The sequence below is a fragment of the Streptosporangium sp. NPDC000563 genome, from assembly GCF_040299985.1.
Lineage (GTDB): Bacteria > Actinomycetota > Actinomycetes > Streptosporangiales > Streptosporangiaceae > Streptosporangium.
Genome location: NZ_JBEPDA010000018.1, coordinates 1 through 18,717, shown reverse-complemented (window position 1 = coordinate 18,717; position 18,717 = coordinate 1). Strand labels below are relative to the sequence as shown.

General features: G+C 70.2%; 17 protein-coding genes and 1 riboswitch. Of the genes, 4 read left to right on the top strand and 13 right to left on the bottom strand.

The genetic code is table 11. From position 1 onward, the window contains the following. Positions 1–143: 143 nt before the first annotated feature. The 3 genes from prcA to ABT352_RS29915 form a co-directional block, all read right to left on the bottom strand. Positions 144–944: a proteasome subunit alpha gene (prcA, locus tag ABT352_RS29925; RefSeq protein WP_350948304.1), complete on the bottom strand. Its 801-nt coding sequence runs from the start codon at positions 942–944 to the stop codon at positions 144–146. A gap of 25 nt (positions 945–969) precedes the next feature. Beyond that, the gene (prcB, locus tag ABT352_RS29920; protein ID WP_350948455.1) at positions 970–1,788 is read right to left on the bottom strand and encodes a proteasome subunit beta; all 819 of its coding nucleotides are present in this window, start codon (positions 1,786–1,788) and stop codon (positions 970–972) included. A gap of 507 nt (positions 1,789–2,295) precedes the next feature. Next, the gene (locus ABT352_RS29915; protein ID WP_329079325.1) at positions 2,296–2,505 is read right to left on the bottom strand and encodes a ubiquitin-like protein Pup; all 210 of its coding nucleotides are present in this window, start codon (positions 2,503–2,505) and stop codon (positions 2,296–2,298) included. Positions 2,506–2,734: 229 nt separating this feature from the next. Here ABT352_RS29915 and ABT352_RS29910 point away from each other — a divergent pair, with 229 nt between their 5' ends. From ABT352_RS29910 to ABT352_RS29900, 3 genes are all read left to right on the top strand, one after another. Further along, positions 2,735–3,139, top strand: coding sequence for a hypothetical protein (locus ABT352_RS29910; RefSeq protein ID WP_350948303.1), 405 nt, complete (start codon positions 2,735–2,737; stop codon positions 3,137–3,139). 212 nt (positions 3,140–3,351) lie between these two features. Continuing rightward, complete coding sequence (locus ABT352_RS29905) at positions 3,352–4,146, top strand: serine/threonine-protein kinase (protein WP_350948302.1); 795 nt, start codon at positions 3,352–3,354, stop codon at positions 4,144–4,146. Between the two features lie 215 nt (positions 4,147–4,361). Beyond that, entirely contained in the window at positions 4,362–5,249 is an 888-nt protein-coding gene (locus ABT352_RS29900; protein ID WP_350948301.1) for a serine/threonine-protein kinase, read from the top strand. A gap of 219 nt (positions 5,250–5,468) precedes the next feature. Here ABT352_RS29900 and ABT352_RS29895 read toward each other — a convergent pair whose 3' ends face one another. From ABT352_RS29895 to ABT352_RS29850, 10 genes are all read right to left on the bottom strand, one after another. After that, positions 5,469–6,791, bottom strand: coding sequence for a cobyrinic acid a,c-diamide synthase CobB (locus ABT352_RS29895; RefSeq protein WP_350948300.1), 1,323 nt, complete (start codon positions 6,789–6,791; stop codon positions 5,469–5,471). Then, a complete protein-coding gene (cobO, locus tag ABT352_RS29890) occupies positions 6,785–7,387 on the bottom strand; it encodes a cob(I)yrinic acid a,c-diamide adenosyltransferase (protein ID WP_350948299.1) in 603 nt (200 codons plus the stop codon). Before cobO ends, ABT352_RS29895 begins: the two co-directional genes overlap by 7 nt. 119 nt (positions 7,388–7,506) lie before the next feature. Continuing rightward, on the bottom strand, positions 7,507–9,624 hold the full coding sequence (locus ABT352_RS29885) for a VWA domain-containing protein (RefSeq protein ID WP_350948298.1): 2,118 nt from the start codon (positions 9,622–9,624) through the stop codon (positions 7,507–7,509). 43 nt (positions 9,625–9,667) lie between these two features. Then, positions 9,668–10,240: a histidine phosphatase family protein gene (locus tag ABT352_RS29880; protein ID WP_350948297.1), complete on the bottom strand. Its 573-nt coding sequence runs from the start codon at positions 10,238–10,240 to the stop codon at positions 9,668–9,670. Beyond that, entirely contained in the window at positions 10,237–10,977 is a 741-nt protein-coding gene (locus ABT352_RS29875; protein WP_350948296.1) for a CbtA family protein, read from the bottom strand. Before ABT352_RS29875 ends, ABT352_RS29880 begins: the two co-directional genes overlap by 4 nt. Positions 10,978–10,984: 7 nt before the next feature. Then, entirely contained in the window at positions 10,985–11,179 is a 195-nt protein-coding gene (locus tag ABT352_RS29870) for a CbtB domain-containing protein (protein WP_350948295.1), read from the bottom strand. 30 nt (positions 11,180–11,209) lie between these two features. Next, a riboswitch (cobalamin riboswitch) is annotated at positions 11,210–11,331 on the bottom strand. A 132-nt stretch (positions 11,332–11,463) separates the two neighbouring features. Further along, positions 11,464–12,981 (bottom strand): depupylase/deamidase Dop, encoded by a 1,518-nt coding sequence (gene dop, locus ABT352_RS29865; protein ID WP_350948294.1) that lies wholly within the window; start codon positions 12,979–12,981, stop codon positions 11,464–11,466. Positions 12,982–13,068: 87 nt separating this feature from the next. Then, positions 13,069–14,226, bottom strand: a complete 1,158-nt coding sequence (locus tag ABT352_RS29860) for an acyltransferase family protein (protein WP_350948293.1) — start codon at positions 14,224–14,226, stop codon at positions 13,069–13,071. Between the two features lie 242 nt (positions 14,227–14,468). Continuing rightward, positions 14,469–16,232, bottom strand: a complete 1,764-nt coding sequence (gene arc / locus ABT352_RS29855; RefSeq protein WP_350948292.1) for a proteasome ATPase — start codon at positions 16,230–16,232, stop codon at positions 14,469–14,471. A gap of 205 nt (positions 16,233–16,437) precedes the next feature. Continuing rightward, entirely contained in the window at positions 16,438–17,316 is an 879-nt protein-coding gene (locus ABT352_RS29850; RefSeq protein ID WP_350948291.1) for a tRNA (adenine-N1)-methyltransferase, read from the bottom strand. A 223-nt stretch (positions 17,317–17,539) separates the two neighbouring features. Here ABT352_RS29850 and ABT352_RS29845 point away from each other — a divergent pair, with 223 nt between their 5' ends. Next, positions 17,540–18,631, top strand: a complete 1,092-nt coding sequence (locus tag ABT352_RS29845; RefSeq protein WP_350948290.1) for a GNAT family N-acetyltransferase — start codon at positions 17,540–17,542, stop codon at positions 18,629–18,631. Positions 18,632–18,717: the final 86 nt, after the last annotated feature.

Sequence of the window (18,717 nt, the reverse complement as noted above, 5' to 3'; positions counted from 1 at the left end):
GCCCCGCCCCCCCCCCCCTCCCCCGCGCCCCCCCCCCCATCCCCCCCCCCGGGGGGGGGGGGGCCCGTCCTCTCCCCGCCCCCCCCCCCCACGCCGGGCGGTCAGACCACCCGGCGCGGCACCGGCGTCGCCCGCGGACGCGGTCAGCCGCTGGATCCGGTGTCGATGTCGCCGTCGGGCGCGGTCGGCGGGGCGCCCGGCGTCTCGGGGGCGGAGAGGGGGTTCTCGCCCCCGGCCGTCTTCTCGCCCCCGGCCACGGGGGCACCTTCGGCCAGCAGTCGCTCCAGCCTGGGGCCGTTGAGCCGCAGGAACTTGCGGTGCGGGCGGTTGCGGTCGAGCACCGCCACCTCCAGCTGGTTCGCGGGGAAGCGCTCGCCTCCCGGCTCGGTCAGCGCGAACAGCGCCGCCTCCAGCGCCTCGGTCAGCGACAGGCCGTCGCGGTAGCGCTCCTTGAGACGGGCCGCCACCGTCTCGGCCTGGCCGCCCATGGCCACCAGCCCCGCCTCGTCGAAGACCGAGCCGTCGAAGGTCAGCCGGTAGATGTGGTCCTCGTCGGAGGAGTCGCCGACCTCGGCGACCACGATCTCCACCTCGAACGGCTTCAGCGACTCGGTGAAGATCTGACCGAGGTTCTGCGCGTAGAGGTTGGCCAGGCCACGGGCGGTGACGTCGTCGCGGGCGTAGGTGTAGCCGTTGATGTCGGCGTATCGGATGCCGCCGAGGCGCAGGGCCTCGAACTCGTTGTAACGGCCGACCGCGGCGAACCCGATCTTGTCGTAGATCTCGCTGATCTTGTGCAGGGCGCGGGACGGGTTGGGAGCGACGAACAGGATGCCGTCCTCGTACTGCAGGACGACGACGCTACGGCCCCGCGCGATCCCCTTGCGCGCGTAATCCGCCTTGTCCCGCATCTGCTGCTCGGGCGAGACATATCCAAAAGGCATGGACACCTGGGGTGATCCTCTCGTGTTAGCGCAGCGGGGCGGTGGGGCCGTCGGGGTGGTCGGCCCGGGACTCGACCACGACCCGGACGAGCTCTCCGACCTCCTCGTCGGGAAGCCGGCGGTATCCGTCGGCGGTGATCACCGCGACGACGGGCCAGATCTTGCGGGTGATGTCGGGGCCGCCGGTCGCCGAGTCGTCGTCGGCCGCGTCGTAGAGTGCGTGGATCAGCGTCAGCACGGTCTCCTCGGGGGAGGAACCCTCGCGGTAGAGCTTCTTCAGAGCACCTCGCGCGAAGATCGAACCGGATCCGATCGAGTGGTAGTGGTGCTGTTCGTAGGGACCGCCGCCCACGTCGTAGCTGAAGATGCGGCCACCGTCGACATCGGGGTCGTAGGCGGCGAAGAGCGGGACGACCACGAGCCCCTGCATCGCCATCGGCAGGTTGCCGCGGATCATCGTGGCGAGCCGGTTGGCCTTGCCCGTCACCGAGAGCGTGCGGCCCTCGCGCTTCTCGTAGTGTTCGAGCTCCACCCGGTAGAGGCGGGCCATCTCGATGCCCGTGCTCGCCGTCCCCGCGATGCCCAGGCCCGAGTGGTCGTCGGTGCGGAACACCTTCTCCATGTCACGCTGGGAGATGATGTTGCCGGAGGTCGCCCGGCGGTCTCCCGCGATCACCACGCCACCGGCGCACATCGCCGCGACGATCGTGGTGGCGTGCGGGATGTGATCGCCCACCGAGGTCCCCAGGACCTCGTTACGGCCAGGCAGCAAGTCCGGCGAATGGGACCTGACGAACTCGGTGAACGAGGAGCTCCCGGTGTCGGTAAAGATGTGATTCACCATGCCGGCGGGCAGGTCCCTGTGAGATCCCACGCGACTCCCTCCAAAGGTGCGGTCCTTTAAGGCCCGACCTTACTCATCTTGCCGTGCTGCTTGCACTTCCCTGGATCAGCTCAGCGCGAACCACACTCCGCCGGGCTTTTGAATCTTTACGGATGATCGGCTCCGGTCACCGGATCTCGCACCGATCCTCCCCGGGGCACGGCGAACACGACGGGGTCGCGAAGATGGCGAAGGCCCGCCCGGAGCGAGTGGGAGGCGGGGTGGTGGCCGTGGCACGGCTCTCTATTCCCTCCGGGAACATTCCCGGAGGGCCTCCCCTGGTCGGCTCAGCGTGTTCGCGGCGCTCGGAGGCGGAGCACCCAACAGGGCGCTCCCGGCGGGGTGCGGCCGCACGTCACCCGCCAGCCGGGCCCGGCGGGAGCCGAGCCGGGCCCGCGGTCAGAACGGGTCTCCCGGCTCCCCGCCGGATCCGTCCTCACCTCTGACCTTTGACTCCGACGGACGAACCTACTGTCCGCCCTTCTGCACGTAACTCCTCACGAACTCCTCTGCGTTCTCCTCCAGCACCTCGTCGATCTCGTCGAGGATCGCGTCGACGTCGTCGGAGAGCTTCTCGTGACGCTCCTGAACGTCGGAGGTCTCCGCCGGGGCGGTCTCCTCGACCTCCTTGTCGGTCCGGCCGGTCTGCTTCTGGCCGCCGGTGTCCTTGCTTGCCATGTGTGGCACCTCCACCTGGGGGACGGATCTGATTCATATCTTCCCCGAACCGGGCGACATTGCGCGCGGATCATCCCGCGATCTTTGCGGGAGCCCGTACGGGCCGCGCCGAACTCCCCTCCGTCAGGGGACCTCACTCCCGGGGCCCGAGGTGAAATCCGCCCACCTTGACTGGATAGCATCTCTATCCAATAATCGGATAGCACCACTATCCAAAGAAGAGGGCCCCATGTCACCGTCGTCGCTGAGCACAGCCGGAACACTCCTCATCACCGTGCCCGCCGTGGCCTTCGGCGGGGCCTCCCTGCTCGCGCACATCATGCGCGGCGTCCCCGGCTACCTGGACAACCCGGTGCGGCGTGGCCTGTGGCGGGCCGGCCACGCGCACGCGGGCGTCCTGGTGCTCCTCGCGCTCGTCGCCCTGCTCTACATCGACCACACGGATCTGCCCGGCGGCCTGAAGGACCTGACGCGGATCCTGATCGTGGCGGCGCCGATCCTGATGCCCCTGGGCTTCTTCCTGTCCGTCGTACGCCCCTCCGACACGAAACCGAACCGGCTGATCTGGCTGGTCCCCGCGGGCGGGGTGGCACTGGGAGCGGGCACGCTGATGCTGGGGATCGGCCTCCTCTGAACCTCCACGAATCCCCACGAACCCCGCAGCGACGCTCCCGGCGGCGCCTCGATCTCCGCCGGCGCCTCCGCGTCCGCGCACGAGCGCCCCGCGGCCCCGCATCGGTTCGTGTGAGCATCATCACCCACCGGATCCAGGCGAATTCGCCGCCCAAGGGAGATCGGGAACGTTCCAGGTAGGTCTTCGCGACCGAAAACTGCGATCATTGGGGGGTGAGCACCATCATCGCGCGCAGGTACAAGCTCGTCTCACGCGTCGGACAGGGGGCGACCGGCGTCGTCTGGCGTGCATACGACCTGCTTCTGGAGCGAGAGGTGGCCCTCAAGGAGATACTTCTGCCACCCGGGCCCGCCGCGGCCGAGCAGCGGCGGCGGGTGGTCAGGGAGGCTCGCATGGCGGCGCGGCTGAGCCACCGGGGCATCGTGACGGTGCACAACCTCACCGAGGAGTCCGAGCGGCTCTGGATCGTCATGGAGTTCCTGGAGGCGCTGACGCTGCACGACACGCTCGTACAGGCGGGCCCGCTCCCGGTGGATCTCGTGGCGGCGATGGGGTGCCGCCTGCTGGAGGCGTTGCGGCACGCGCACGACGGCGGGGTGATCCACCGCGACATCAAACCCGCCAACATCATGCTGACCGGTGATCGCGTGGTGCTGGCCGACTTCGGCTTCGCCGCGCCGGAAGGGGCGGCGACGACCTCCACCCGGGGCACCCCGGCCTTCATCGCGCCGGAGGCGTTGCAGGGCAGGGGCGGCACCCGCGAGGCGGACATGTGGTCGTTCGGCGCGACGCTGTACATGGCGGTGGAGGGCAGGACCCCGTTCCGCACGGTGAACTCGATGGCGGCGCTGGTCGCGGCCCTGCGCGAACCGCCGCGCGCGCCGAAGCGGGCGGGCGCCCTGGAGCCGGTGCTGCGGGGGCTGCTGCGCAAGGATCCGCGAGCGCGGCTGAGCGCCGAGCGGACCTCGAAGATGCTTGAGGACGTGCGCTGCTTCAGCGCGGCCTGAGGCCGTTCACGAACGTTTCCGAAACGCTTTCACCACCCTCGGGAACGGTTTTCCGGAATCCGCAAACGGACTTTACGGGCGTGAAATAAGACGACATCAAGCCCACGCGCCTAAATCGTTACAGAGAATCACCCTAGGTAATCACCCGGTGCATCGTTCCAGATGGAAATATGAATCAGCTGAGGTGCCCGGCTTCTATGTGCAGCAGGTGATTCATGGGAACAGGTGCGAGGAAGGCACGCTTACTGGGTGATCGCTATCACCTGGCCTCGCCGATCGGGCGGGACGGTGTGGGCACGGTGTGGCGGGCCCACGACTCCCTGCTCAGGCGGAACGTGGCGATCAAGGAGATCCAGCCTCGGTTCACCGAGGACGGGATGGACATGCACGACGCACGGCGGTGGGCCCTGCGCGAGGCGCGCTCGGCCGGGAGGCTGAACCACCCGGCGGTGATCTCCGTGCACGACCTGCTCGAGGAGGACGGGCGGCTCTGGATCGTCATGGAGTTGCTGGAGGCCCTCACGCTCAAGGAGACCGTGCGGCACCTGGGCCGCCTGCCGATCCACTGGGCGGCGTGGATCGGCTTCCAGTTGCTGGGCGGGCTGCGCCACGCGCACGGGGCGGGTGTCCTGCATCGGGACATCAATCCGCGCAACATCCTGCTCACCGGCGACCGGGTGGTGCTGGCCGACTTCGGCGTCGCGGCGCTGCACGGCGATCCGGGCGACTCCACGACCGTACCGTTCGTCCATGTCCCCTCCTTCGTCGCGCCGGAGCGGCTGCGGGGCAGTCCACCGACCCCGGCGAGCGACCTGTGGTCGCTCGGTGCGAGCCTGTACTTCGCGGTGGAGGGCCGCCCTCCGCGCCCCACCTCCCGCACGCCGGCGCAGCGCCCTCCCGTGGGCGGCGGGTACGAGGATCCGGCGACGCCGGCCGGAGTGCTGTGGCCCGTCCTGGAAGGGCTGCTCCGGCGCGACCCGGCTGCCCGCATCAGCATGGGACAGGCGGGCCGCATGCTGTCGGCGATCCTCCACACGGAGGGGGTGGCGCTGGCCCCGCCACGGCTGCCCGCGGCCAGGCTGCCACCGGACGCCTTCGCCTAGGATCTCGCGGCGTTTCACCGGATGTTCGAAACGGGGAAAAGCGTCCTTCGTCTCCTCTTCCGCCGGGCGATCCCGGGTTTCGTGAAATCGGGCCGTCCGGCGGAGCGCGCTTCTCGAATAAATGGACACAAGGCCGCGGATAAAGGCCGGTGGAGGTAACGGGAAGGCCGGATGCCGGGATTTCCGGCTCACGAACCGGCTCGAACCGCGGGGGGGTTGTCAGACGGCCGGGACCCGGCGGCAGGCCTCGACGAACCTGGAGGCCAGATGGGGACTGCCGGCCCAGTGCAGGTGCAGGTAGGAGGCGGTGATCCGGTCGTCGGCGAACCCGTCGGCGCCACCGCGCCAGCGGAACAGCGGCCGGTCGGGGACGGGCTCGACCGCGGTGCGGTGGAACTCGTGGCCCCGGTAGCGCTCGCCGTCCCTGGTGAGCGGCGAGTCACGGACGGCCACCGCGTCGCGGTAGCCGAGGGTGAGAGTGCCGGTCATCCTGGCCTCGACGTCGAGGAGCCCGCACATCGGCCTGCCGTCCAGACTCCTGGAGAGATACAGCAGGCCCGCGCACTCGGCCGAGATCGGCCCCTCGAACGCGGCGACCTGGTCGCGCAGCGGCTCGTTGGCCGACAGCTCGGCCGCGTGGACCTCAGGGAAGCCGCCTCCGATCACGATCCCGCGAGTCCCCTCGGGGAGGGCCTCGTCGACGAGCGGGTCGAAGGGGACGATCTCGGCTCCCGCCGCCGCCAGCAGCTCGGCCTGCTCGGTGTAGCCGAAGGTGAAGGCCCGCCCTCCGGCGACCGCGATCCTCGTGACGGGAGCGGCGGGCGGTCCGGGAGTCCACGGGACGGCGGGCAGCGGCGGCGCGCCGCGGGCGAGTCGCAGGAGTTCCTCCAGGTCGCAGGAGGCGGCGACCAGGTCCGCGACGGCGTCCAGGGCACCGGCGGCCTGGGGGCGGCGCTCGGCGACGGGAACCAGGCCCAGGTGCCTGGAGGGGGCGGTGACGGCGTCGCTGCGACGGATCGCCCCGAGCACCGGGACGCCGCTCTCGGCGAGCGCCTCGCGGCAGACGGCCTCGTGCCGCTCGGAGCCGACCCGGTTGAGGATCACTCCGCCGAGCCTGATCCGGGTGTCGTAGGAGGCGAACCCGTGCACCAGCGCCGCGACGGAGCGGCTCTGCCTGGCGGCGTCCACGACCAGGACCACCGGGGCCCCGAGCAGCCTGGCGACGTGCGCGGTGGAGGCGAACTCGGTGGAGCCCGCGCCGTCGTACAGGCCCATCACGCCCTCGACGACCGCGATGTCCGCCCCGGCCGCGCCGTGCAGGAAGAGGGGGGCGACGAGGTCCTCCCCCACCAGGAACGGGTCGAGGTTGCGTCCGGGGCGGCCGGTGGCCATGGCGTGGTAGCCGGGGTCGATGTAGTCGGGCCCCACCTTGTGCGGGGACACCGCCATGCCCCGGCGGGCGAGGGCCGCCATCAGGCCGGTCGCCACGGTCGTCTTACCCGCTCCTGAGGCGGGGGCCGCGATCACGATCCGGGCTACCATTCGATGCCCTTCTGCCCCTTCTGCCCCGCGTCCATGGGGTGTTTGATCTTACCCATCTCCGTGACGAGGTCGGCGGCGGCGAGCAGCCGGGGGTCGGCGTCGCGGCCGGTGACGACGACGTGCTGGCTTCCCGGCCGTCCGCGCAGGGTCTCGACCACCTCCTCGACGTCGATCCAGCCCCACTTCATCGGGTACGTGAACTCATCCAGCACGTACAGGCGGAACGTCTCGGCGGCGAGGTCGCGTCTGATCTGCTCCCAGCCCTCGCGGGCGTCGGCGGCGTGGTCCTCCTCGCTGCCGGGACGCTGGATCCAGGACCAGCCCTCGCCCATCTTGTGCCAGGAGACCGGCCCGCCCTCACCGGAGTCGCCGAGCACCCGCAGCGCCCGCTCCTCTCCGATGCGCCACTTGGCGGACTTGACGAACTGGAAGACCCCGATCGGCCAGCCCTGGTTCCAGGCGCGCAGGGCCAGACCGAAGGCCGCGGTGGACTTGCCCTTGCCCGGTCCCGTGTGGACGATCAGCAGCGGCCGGGTGCGGCGCTGTCTGGTGGTCAGGCCGTCCTCGGGCACGCTGACGGGTCTGCCCTGCGGCATCGTCGCCCTCCCCTCACTGTCGTGTCACTGTCATCCGGCACCGTCATCCGGCACCGTCATCCGGCACCGTCATCTGGTACGGCCTTCTCGCCGTACTCACCGGCCTCGGACCTTCGCGGTCACGCGGCGCCGCGCCTCTCCCGGACCATCCCGGCCAGGTCGGTGAGTTCGTCGAGGCGTACGGTCTCCGCGCCCATCCTCGCCGCCAGGGAGGCGGCGAGGCCGAGGCGCACGGGCCCGCCCTCGCAGTCGACCACCACGCCCGCCACCCCGGCCAGCAGTCCCGCCGCGCGCTGGGACTCCTCGGCGGTTCCCGAGGTGGTCCGCCCGTCGGTGACCAGGACCACCAGCGGGCGTCTGGACGGGTCGCGCAGGCGTTCGACCCTGAGCACCTCGGCGGCCCGCAGCAGACCGGCGGCCAGCGGGGTCCGGCCTCCGGTGGGAAGCTCGCGCAGCCGGGCCGCGCCGGCCTCGACGGAGGAGGTGGGCGGCAGGACCAGGTCGGCACGGGCGCCGCGGAAGGTGACGAGCCCGACCTTGTCGCGGCGCTGGTAGGCGTCGAGGAGCAGGCCGAGCACCGCTGTCTTGACCGCGCGCATGCGCTGCCTGGCGGCCATCGAACCGCTCGCGTCCACGACGAACAGCACCAGGTTGCCCTCGCGGCCCTCGCAAACCGCCTCCCTGAGATCGCCGCGGCGCAGCAGCAGTCCTGGCCCGTTCCTGCCCCGCGCGACCTGGTACGGGGCGGCGGCGCCGATGGTGGCCCGCAGGTGCAGGAAGCCGGTGTGGCCCTCGGGGACCCTGGCGCCCGTGGTACGGCCCAGGGGTGTCCTGGCGCGTGACCGGCGCCCGGGGGCTCCGGCGCCGACGCCCGGGACGGTGAACAGCCTGTTCCCGCTCCCGGGCTCGGCGTCGACGATCTGCTCGCGGGCCGGTGCTCCCCCTGTCGCCTCCGACGGTTCCCGGGGTTTCGCGGCCTGAGCCTCCCACGCCTCGGCGCCGGGGGTGTCCCGGGCGTCGGCGGCCCCGTGCGGGGAGGCGTCCCCGCCGTCGTGCCCTCCGGAGCCGGCCGGGTCGTCCGAGGTGGCGTCCCCGGCCTCGGAGCCGCCGGATACGGGTTCCGGGCCTCCCTCGCCTCTGCCGGGATCGGGGCCGCCGGGGTCGTCCGGCCCCTGGGGGCCGTCTGGATCGGGGCCGGGGTCGTCGGGGATCCTGTCCAGGAGATCCTGGAGCCTGGACTCGTCCAGGCCGGGCGCGTCGAAGGGGTCACGGCGACGGCGGTGCGGGAGCGCGAGCCTGGCCGCCTCCCGGACGTCGTCGGCGGTGACGGAGGTGCGGCCCTGCCAGGCGGCGTGCGCGATCGCCGCACCGGCGGTGACCAGGTCGGCCCGGAGCCCGTCCACCTCGAAGCCCGCGCAGACGGTGGCGATCTTGAGCAACGCCGCCTCCGGCAGGACGACCTGGGCGACCCCGGCTCGGGCCTCGGCGATGCGCGTGGCCAGCGCCCGCTCCTCGTCCGACCAGGCGGCGGCGAACGCGGCGGGGTCGGCCTCGAAGGCCAGACGGCGCCGGACCACCTCCGCCCGCTGGGACGCCTCCCGCGAGGCCCTTACCTCAACGGTCAGCCCGAAGCGGTCGAGCAGTTGCGGGCGCAGCTCCCCCTCCTCGGGATTCATCGTCCCGACCAGCAGGAACCGGGCGGCGTGCCGTACCGACACCCCCTCGCGCTCGACGTAGCAGGTGCCGAGGGCCGCGGCGTCGAGCAGCAGGTCCACCAGGTGGTCGTGGAGAAGGTTGACCTCGTCGACGTACAGGACACCCCGGTGGGCGCCCGCGAGGAGACCGGGTTCGAAGGATTTCACGCCCTCGGTGAGGGCCCGCTCGATGTCGAGGGAGCCGACGAGGCGGTCCTCGGAGGCGCCGACGGGCAGCTCGACCAGGCGGGCGGGTCTGATGGACCGGGCCGCCGGTCCCTCGGGGGCCCCGTGTGACCCGTGTGGCCCGTCGGGGCAGCCGGGGTCGGGGGCGGCGGGGTCGCAGGAGAACCGGCAACCGGTCACCACCTCGACAGGCGGCAGGAGAGCGGCCAGCGCCCGCACGATCGTGGACTTGGCGGTGCCCTTCTCCCCTCTGACCAGTACTCCCCCGACGCGGGGGGAGACCGCGTTGAGGATCAGCGCGAGTTTCAGGTCCTCCAGCCCCACGATCGCGGTGAAGGGATAGCGGGGGTTGCGCACCTTGGGATCTCCTTCGCATTCACGTGGTCGGGTGGTCGATCCGTCAGGGGAGGTGGCTGAGCCGCCAGCGCCCGCCGCGCCCGGTGAGTGCCACCCGGGCCAGCGGCGCGACGTCGACGCGCCAGAAGGAGCGGGCGGGGGCGCCGAGGACGTGGACGACCGCGGCACGGATGACCGCCGGATGGGTGATCGCGACGGCCCTGCCGGGAGTACGGACGGCGAGCCAGCCGGAAACCCTGGCGAGGAGCGCGGTGATCGACTCCCCGCCGTGCGGCGCCGCGCCCGGATCGCCGAGCCAGGAGGCGAGCGCCTCGGGCTCCGCGGCCTCGACCTCGCCGAGCGTCATGCCACTCCAGCGGCCGTGGTCGCAGTCGGCGAGCAGCGGGTCGTGCTCCGCCCGCAGGCCGAGCGCCGCCGCCGTCTGGACGCAGCGCAGCTCGGCCGGGCAGGCCGCTGAACCGGGGTCTGCCCAGCCGAGGTGCCGCGCCATCCTCTCGGCCCGGCGCAGGCCGCGTTCGTCGAGTGGTTCGTCGACGGGGAACGCGGCCCGCGCCGTCGCCGAGGTGGAGGCGTGGCAGACCAGGAGCAGGCGGGTGACCCCCGAGGGGGTCGTCACACCGGGCCGCGCCTGCGGGCGGCGAAGGCGAAGAGCGCGCCGACACCGGCCCAGAAGACCGCCTGGGTTCCTATCGAGGCGATCCGGAAGTCCCACAGGAGATCGGCGGGGAAGCCCTGGGGCACCTCCGAGATCTCCGGCAGGAGGATCCAGGCCGCGACGACGGGGACCAGGAAGGCGGCGCCCGCCGACAGCCAGCGCACCCACGGTTCACTCCGCGAGGCGTAGCGGTGGGCGGCGGTGCCGGCGGCGACGGCGAGGATCCCGATGGCCACGGCGACCAGATAGAGCACGGTGCGCTGGTCGATCGTCTCCGGGTCACCGACCGCCGGTGGGTTGGCGGGATATTTCATGAAAGGGATGAGGACGACGGAGGTGAACGCGGCGGCGGCGAGCGTGACCGCGAGCACCGGTTCCGAGCGAGGTCCCGCCCGGCCGCGTACGGCCGCGTAGACGAGGGAGAACAGGCCCCCGATCGCCAGGCCGTACAGGCCGAGGGCGAGGAAGAGCCCGAAACGCTGCCCGTCCCTGCTGACGAGGGCCTCCTCCTCACCGTGGGAGTGGGCGGCGGTCCCGGTGTCGTCGTGTGGTTCGGCCGAGGAGGCGGCCGCGGCCGCCTCCTCGAGCGCGATGGCCTGGTCGATGCGTGGTTCGCCGACGGTGTAGGCGAAGACGGCCGCGAGCAGCCCTGCGAGCAGTCCGGCGACGAGGCCCCGGACGATGAGTTTGGAGATCACCTGCGGCTCAGTGGCACGGTACGCCGAGCAGGTGACGCCCGTCGTGCATGAGTTCGTGCAGGTAGTTTCCCGCCTGGGAGATCGCCCCCTGGTCGAAGGTGACCAGATAGGCGAGAAGCAGCAGCGCCGGTACGGCGAGCAGCCAGCGGGTGAGCGAGTGCCATGGGATGGGCTGGGTGTGCGGTGCCGAGATCTGGCTCACGGCCACCTCCTCCGGGATTGACGCGTCCCTTTTCGTAGGTCGGTGGCGGCCGAGTGTGACCTGGCTCCCGGCCCTCGCGGGCCGGATTACAGTGGCGCGACCGCACCGGAATTTCACCGGATTTCCCTCGCACCGCCACAAAGCACCCGGAACGTATCCCGATTCTCCGTCCCCCGTCAATCCAGGTGTCCGGTTTGACGGGATCCGGTAGGCGCGAAGAGGGGGAGGTGGCCCGGCCGGGCCGCCTCCCCCTCCCAGGCCCTTCTCAGGCCCCGCTCAGGACGTCACTGCTCGCCGGTGAGCGCCGTCACCAGCTCAGCGGCGGTACGGCAGCGGTCGAACAGCTCTCCCACGTGGGCCTTGGTGCCGCGCAGCGGCTCAAGGGTGGGGACGCGCTGCAGCGACTCACGGCCGGGGATGTCGAAGATGACCGAGTCCCAGGAGGCCGCGGCCACCGACTCGCTGTACTGGCTCAGGCAGCGGCCTCGGAAGTAGGCCCGGGTGTCGTTGGGCGGCACCTCGATGGCCCTCTGCACCTCCTCCTCGGTGACCAGGCGCTGCATGCGGCCCCGGGCGACCAGCCGGTTGTAGAGTCCTCGGTCGGGACGGATGTCGGAGTACTGGAGATCGACGAGCTGCAGACGCGGATGCGACCAGGGAAGGCCGTCACGGGTCCGGTATCCCTCCAGAAGCTCCAGCTTGGCCACCCAGTCGAGCTCGCCGGACAGCTGCATCGGATCCTCCGCCAGGCGGGTGAGGACCGACTCCCAGCGCTCCAGGATGTCCTTGGTGGGCTCGTCCAGGCCGTTGGCGCTGCGCTCCTCGGCATACTTGCGCGCGAGCTCCAGGTATTCCATCTGGAGCTGCACCGCCGTCAGCTTGCGGCCGTCGCGCATGGAGATCTCGTACTTGAGCGTGGGGTCGTGTGAGACCGCGCGCAGGGCCTGGACGGGGTTGTCCACGGCGAGGTCTCGGGTGAAGTAGCCGTCCTCGATCATCGCCAGGACGAGCGCGGTGGACCCCAGCTTCAGGTAGGTCGAGATCTCCGACATGTTGGCGTCACCGATGATGACGTGCAGGCGACGGTATTTCTCCGGGTCGGCGTGGGGTTCGTCCCGGGTGTTGATGATCGGCCGCTTGAGCGTCGTCTCCAGCCCCACCTCGACCTCGAAGAAGTCGGCCCGCTGGCTGATCTGGAAGCCCTCGCCCCGTGAGTCCTGACCGATGCCGACCTTGCCCGCGCCGGTGACGACCTGCCGGGAGACGAAGAACGGCGTCAGGTGCCTGACGATGTCGGCGAACGAGGTGGCCCGGCGCATGAGGTAGTTCTCATGGCAGCCGTAGGAGGCGCCCTTGTTGTCGGTGTTGTTCTTGTAGAGCTGGATCGGGGCGTTGGCCGGCATCGCCGAGGCGCGAACCGCCGCGTCGTGCATCACCCGTTCGCCCGCCTTGTCCCAGATCACCGCCGCCCGAGGATTGGTGCACTCGGGTGTGGAGTATTCGGGATGGGCGTGGTCCACGTACAACCGGGCCCCGTTGGTGAGAATCACGTTCGCCAGGCCGAGGTCCTCGTCGGTCAGCTGGCTCTGGTCCGCCACCTCCCGCGCGAGGTCGAACCCCCGTGCGTCCCGCAACGGGTTCTCCTCCTCGAAGTCCCATCGCGCGCGCCGTGCCCTGGCGGCCGAGGCCGCCAGATAGGCGTTCACGACCTGAGAGGAGGTCACCATCGCGTTGGCCCCCGGCTGTCCGGGCACGGAGATGCCGTATTCGGTCTCGATGCCCATCACCCGCCGTACCGTCATGCGCACCCTCTGTTCGTCAGGGACTGTTTCTCTCCGTGGTATCTATTCCCGACCCTAGACCCTTCACTATGCCCGGTGGTCGGACAGTTATGGCACCGAAGCCTTTTCGCCCGTTGCGAGGGGGATCGAGGAGAGCGCGGGGAGCTGTGACGGAGACGGGGATGCGGCCCTTCTCCGCCGCACGGATTTGACGAACTCCTGAAGCGGACGCTCGGCCACCCGGTACACCAGATAGGAGAACGCCGTCGCGGCCAGCACCGTGACCAGGGCGGTCAGCGGGGACGGCAGCACGTCCCGCAGCGCGGGGACGATCAGGACCGCGGCCGGGGTGTGGAACAGGTAGAGCGGGTAGGTGAGCGCGCCCAGGACGACCAGGCCGCGCCAGCGCAGCCATCCCAGCCATCCCAGCGCCACCATGGCCATGAGCACGTAGAAACCGACCACGGTGGCGACCACGGCCCACTCGGGCACGGGCATCGCGGCGTAGCCGACCTTCTCGACGCGCCCGGCCACCCGGTCGATCGCCGCGCTCACGGCCAGGCCGCCGCTGATCCCGGCCAGGCACCACAGGACGAGCCTGGGACCGAACCTCGTCATCAGGAAGAACGCCATGCCGCCGACGAAGTACGCCGCGTACTTGGGCATGACCACGAGCTCGACCCACGCCTCGTCGCTCCCGGCGAAGAACCCGGCCGCCAGCAGCCAGACGCCCATGAAGACCAGGCAGCGGTTGAGCGTCACCCCGAAGATCACCAGGATCGAGATCAGTACGTAGAAGCGGAGTTCCACCCAGAGCGACCAGTAGACGCCGTTGGCGTCGTAGACGCCGAGGGCCCGCTGGAGCATCGTGAGGTTGATCCCGTACTCGCCGAGGCTGAGCTTGGGGTCCAGGGCCGTGGCGGCGGTCAACCCGTACACCGCGGCGGTGACGGCCACGCTGACCCAGTAGGCGGGGTAGAGCCGCACCAGCCGGGAAAGGGCGAACGCCCCCAGGCTCCGCCCCCAGATGCTCATCAGGATCACGAACCCGCTGATCATGAAGAACAGCTCGACGCCGAGGATGCCGAGCCCGGAGACGGTGGAGATCGCCGGGAACAGTTCGGCAGGGCGGTCGCCCCACACCGAGGCGAAGGCGATGAAGTAGTGGAAGGCGAGCACCGCGATGGCGGCGAGGAAGCGCAGGAGATCGAGTTCGGCGAGGCGGCCACTTCCCCGAAGCGCCTCGCGAGACCCCGTGCCGTTCACCGGGCGGCCGGACCGGAATGTTCACGCACGCCACTTGGACGGCGTCTCGATCATTCGGGTTCCCCGTGACGGCTGTCTATTTCCGGCCATTTCTGGGGCGGCTGTGAAAGGAGAGCCGACCCCCCGAGGACAAAAAGGTTTAAACACGACAAAAGCCACAGGCTGTCGAGTGTGTCGCGGCAGACATGGCGACGCCGACGGCGCGGCCCCGCGAGGGGAACCGCGCCGCCGGTCACACGTGGTTACAGGTACTGACCGGTGTTGGCCACCGTGTCGATGGAGCGTCCGGCCTCCGTGCCCTGCTTGCCCGTCACGAGGGTGCGGATGTAGACGATCCGCTCGCCCTTCTTGCCGGAGATGCGGGCCCAGTCGTCGGGGTTGGTGGTGTTGGGCAGGTCCTCGTTCTCGGAGAACTCGTCCACGCAGGCCGCCAGCAGATGCTGGATCCGCAGGCCCTTCTGTCCGGTCTCCAGGAACTGCTTGATCGCCATCTTCTTGCCCCGGTCGACGATGTTCTGGATCATCGCGCCGGAGTTGAAGTCCTTGAAGTACAGGACCTCCTTGTCGCCGTTGGCGTAGGTCACCTCGAGGAAGCGGTTCTCCTCGCTCTCGGTGTACATCCGCTCGACGACCCGCTGGATCATGCCGGAGATCGTCTCCTGGCGGTTGGAGCCGTGTTCGGAGAGATCCTCGGTGTGGAGCGGGAGCTCCGGGATGAGGTACTTGGAGAAGATGTCCTTGGCCGCCTCGGCGTCCGGCCGCTCGATCTTGATCTTGACGTCCAGGCGGCCCGGCCGCAGGATCGCCGGGTCGATCATGTCCTCGCGGTTGGAGGCGCCGATCACGATGACGTTCTCCAGACCCTCGACACCGTCGATCTCCGACAGGAGCTGGGGAACGATGGTGTTCTCGACGTCGGAGGAGACGCCCGAGCCTCGGGTCCGGAAGATCGAGTCCATCTCGTCGAAGAACACGATCACCGGGGTCCCCTCGGAGGCCTTCTCGCGAGCCCGCTGGAAGACCAGGCGGATGTGCCGCTCGGTCTCGCCGACGTACTTGTTGAGAAGCTCGGGACCCTTGATGTTGAGGAAGAAGCTCTTGCCGGACTGGCCGGTCTTCTCCGCGACCTGCTTGGCCAGGGAGTTGGCGACGGCCTTCGCGATGAGGGTCTTACCGCAGCCGGGCGGCCCGTAGAGCAGGACACCCTTGGGCGGGCGGAGCTTGTGCTCGCGGAAGAGGTCAGCGTGCAGGTACGGGAGCTCGATGGCGTCCCGGATCTGCTCGATCTGCCGCATGAGCCCGCCGATCTCCTCGTAGGAGATGTCGGGCACCTCCTCCAGGACGAGCTCCTCGACCTCGGACTTGGGGATGCGCTCGTAGACGTAGCCCGAGCGTGGTTCGAGCAGCAGGGAGTCACCCGCCCGGATCGGCTGGTCCAGCAGCGACTCGGCGAGCTTCACCACCCGCTCCTCGTCGGCGTGTGAGATCACCAGCGCACGCCGGCCGTCCTCAAGGAGCTCCTTGAGCATCACGATCTCACCGAGGTCCTCGAAACCGAGGGCCTCGACGACGTTGAGCGCCTCGTTGAGCATGACCTCCTGGCCACGCTTCAGCGACTCGACCTCCACCGCGGGGCTCACGTTCACCCTGAGTTTGCGGCCACCGGTGAAGACCTCCACCGTGCCGTCTTCTCTGGCTTCGAGGAACACACCGAACCCGGATGGCGGTTGCGCCAGCCGGTCTACCTCCTCCTTCAGGGCGACAATCTGGTCTCTGGCCTCCTTGAGGGTGGCCACCAGACGCTCGTTCTGGCCGGTTACGGCCGCGAGGTTCGCCTGCACGTCATGGAGACGCTCTTCGAGAATCCTGGCCTGCCGGGGAGACTCCGTCAGCTTCCGACGCAACGCGGTGATCTCCTCCTGCAGGAAGGAGACCTGTGTTGTGAGGTCGGCGACCTCCCGTTCGCGCTGCGCGGCACGAGCTTCAGCGTCGTCGCGAGCTGCCACGGCGTCACCTCCTTCCCAGTCGAGACCGACTACTCAAAACCCTACCCATCTAAGGGCTGTCCCTTACCTGGCTGAGCGGTGTTCATGTGACTACATTAAGTGCGCGGTAATTAATCCCTTTTGGGGGTTTTAGTCCTAGAAGTATAAGAACACGAAGGTCTGCTCCCGTGTCACGCTCAGACGGACCGTCGTGGCCGAATCGTCATCATGTGGCGGAAGACGTGGAAGTCGCGGACTCCTCGCCATGTGCCCCCTTCGCCGGACGTCTACGTCGAGGTGGTGGCGTCACCCCGTCGGCCATGCGACGGGCCGTGACCAGAAACCCGGTGTGGCCGACCATCCTGTGGTCGGGCCGCACTGCCAGTCCCTCGACATGCCAGTCACGAACCAGGGTCTCCCACGCATGGGGCTCGGTGAAACTCCCGTGCTCCCGCAGAGTTTCGACCGTACGTGAGAGCTGGGTCGTGGTCGCGACATAACAGCAGATCACGCCGCCGGGCGTGAGTGCCCGGGCCGCGGCGTCCACACATTCCCACGGGGCGAGCATGTCCAGGATGATCCGGTCGACGTCGCTCTCGTCCAGAGCCTCGACGAAGTCGCCGACCACCAGGCGCCACTGCTTCATCGGACCGCCGTAGAACTTCTCCACGTTCTTGGTGGCGACCTCGGCGAAGTCCTGACGCCGCTCGTAGGAGGTGAGGGTGCCCTCGGAGCCGATGGCGCGCAGCAGGAAACAGGTGAGCGCGCCGGAACCGACACCCGCCTCCACCACCCGGGCACCGGGGAAGATGTCGGCCATGGCCACGATCTGGGCCGAGTCCTTGGGATAGATCACCGCCGCGCCTCGCGGCATGGACAGCGTGTAGTCCTGAAGGAGGTGCCTGAAGGCCAGATACTGGGTGCCGCCGGACGAACGCACCACCGAGCCCTCAGGCCGGCCGATCAGCTCACTGTGCGGGATCCCGCCCTTGTGCGTGTGGAACACGCCGTCTTCCTTCAACGTCACCGTGTGACGCTTGTTCTTGGGGTCGGTGAGCTGAACCTGATCCCCGGCCTGAAACGGCCCATGCCTGCGAAAACCCATGACCGCAAGGTTATCGGCGCGCGGCGGTGTCCTCGGCCGTCCGAGGGCGGCCCGGAACACGGCCCCCGGGCAGGACGGGCGCGAACCTCGGGGCGCCGGGAGGGCGAGACGGGAGAGATCGCAGAAGGGAGCGGGCAGGGCGGAGGGGGCGTAGGTCGTCCGCAAATTGATTCGCCGTCATAAGAGGGCACCTGGTAGCTGTTATGGGGTGTTTTCCCATGATGTGATTCCGGCCGGCCCCGTTGTCCTGAGGCCGCTCGCCCCGGCCGACGCCGAGGCGATCACCCGGGCCTGCGCCGACCCGGAGATCGTCCGCTTCCTCCCTCTCGTTCCCGTGCCGTACACCCGGGACGACGCCCTTGAGTACATGGAGCGGTGCCACCAGGAGTGGCAGACAGGAGGTGCCCCGTTCGCGATCGCGGACGCGACGACGGACGAGTGGCTGGGCAACATCGGCCTCATGGCCCGTCCTCGCGGGGGCATCGAGATCGGCTACCTGGTCGCCCCCTGGGCGCGGGGCCGCGGGGTGGCCACGGCCGCCACCGCCGCGCTGACCGCGTGGGGGTTCCGCCACGGGGTCGAGCGCGTCGAACTGCTCGCCAACGTGGAGAATCTGGCCAGCCAGCGGGTCGCCCTCGCCGCGGGGTTCCACCACGAGGGCGTGCGGCGCGGGGCCGAGGAACAGCGTGACGGCACCCGGCACGACCTGGTGGGCTTCGCGCGCCTGCGCGGCGACTCCGGCGAGCGCGTGCCGTCCCTGCTGCCGGAGTTCCCCGGCGGATCGCTCACCGACGGGGTCGTACGGCTCAGGCGGCTCACCCTCTCCGACACCGCCGACTACCTGGCGCTGCGGAACCTTCCCGACGTCATGAGGTACAGCGTCCCTTCCGAACCCTCCACATTCGAGAAGGTCGAGGAGCGCTGCCGTACCGCGGGCGCGAACTGGCTGGCGGGCAGGGGCGCCGAGGTCGCGATCCTGGACGCCGCGACGGGCGCGTTCGCCGGGGACATCCAGCTCACCGGGGTGATCCCCCCGCTGGGGCAGGCGATGACGGGCTACAGCCTGCGACCGGAGTTCCGTGGCAGGGGCTTCGCCACCAGGGCGGTGAACCTGCTGGTCGGCTGGGTCTTCGAGCACACCCCCCTGGCCAGGATCATCGCGGGCACCTCTCCCGGCAACGTCGCCTCGCACCGCGTGCTGGAACGCGCGGGCTTCACCCGCGAGGCGCTGCTGCGTGGGATGCTGCCCGGCCCGGACGGCACACGCCTGGACGACCTGCAGTGGTCTCGCCTGCGAGACGACGTCCGGCGCTAGCCTGGACGACGCCCGAGCGCCGGCCCCCGGGCCCCCCCCCGGGGGGGCGCCCCGCGGGGGCGCGGGGGGGCCCCCCCCACCCGCCC

Bases quoted from the DNA above. Each gene is read 5' to 3' on its own strand.
- prcB (WP_350948455.1), bottom strand. From the start codon at position 1,788: ATGGTGAATCACATCTTTACCGACACCGGGAGCTCCTCGTTCACCGAG.
- cobO (WP_350948299.1), bottom strand. From the start codon at position 7,387: ATGCCGCAGGGCAGACCCGTCAGCGTGCCCGAGGACGGCCTGACCACC.
- ABT352_RS29910 (WP_350948303.1), top strand. From the start codon at position 2,735: ATGTCACCGTCGTCGCTGAGCACAGCCGGAACACTCCTCATCACCGTG.
- ABT352_RS29895 (WP_350948300.1), bottom strand. From the start codon at position 6,791: ATGGTAGCCCGGATCGTGATCGCGGCCCCCGCCTCAGGAGCGGGTAAG.
- ABT352_RS29900 (WP_350948301.1), top strand. From the start codon at position 4,362: ATGGGAACAGGTGCGAGGAAGGCACGCTTACTGGGTGATCGCTATCAC.
- ABT352_RS29915 (WP_329079325.1), bottom strand. From the start codon at position 2,505: ATGGCAAGCAAGGACACCGGCGGCCAGAAGCAGACCGGCCGGACCGAC.
- dop (WP_350948294.1), bottom strand. From the start codon at position 12,981: ATGACGGTACGGCGGGTGATGGGCATCGAGACCGAATACGGCATCTCC.
- ABT352_RS29850 (WP_350948291.1), bottom strand. From the start codon at position 17,316: ATGGGTTTTCGCAGGCATGGGCCGTTTCAGGCCGGGGATCAGGTTCAG.
- prcA (WP_350948304.1), bottom strand. From the start codon at position 944: ATGCCTTTTGGATATGTCTCGCCCGAGCAGCAGATGCGGGACAAGGCG.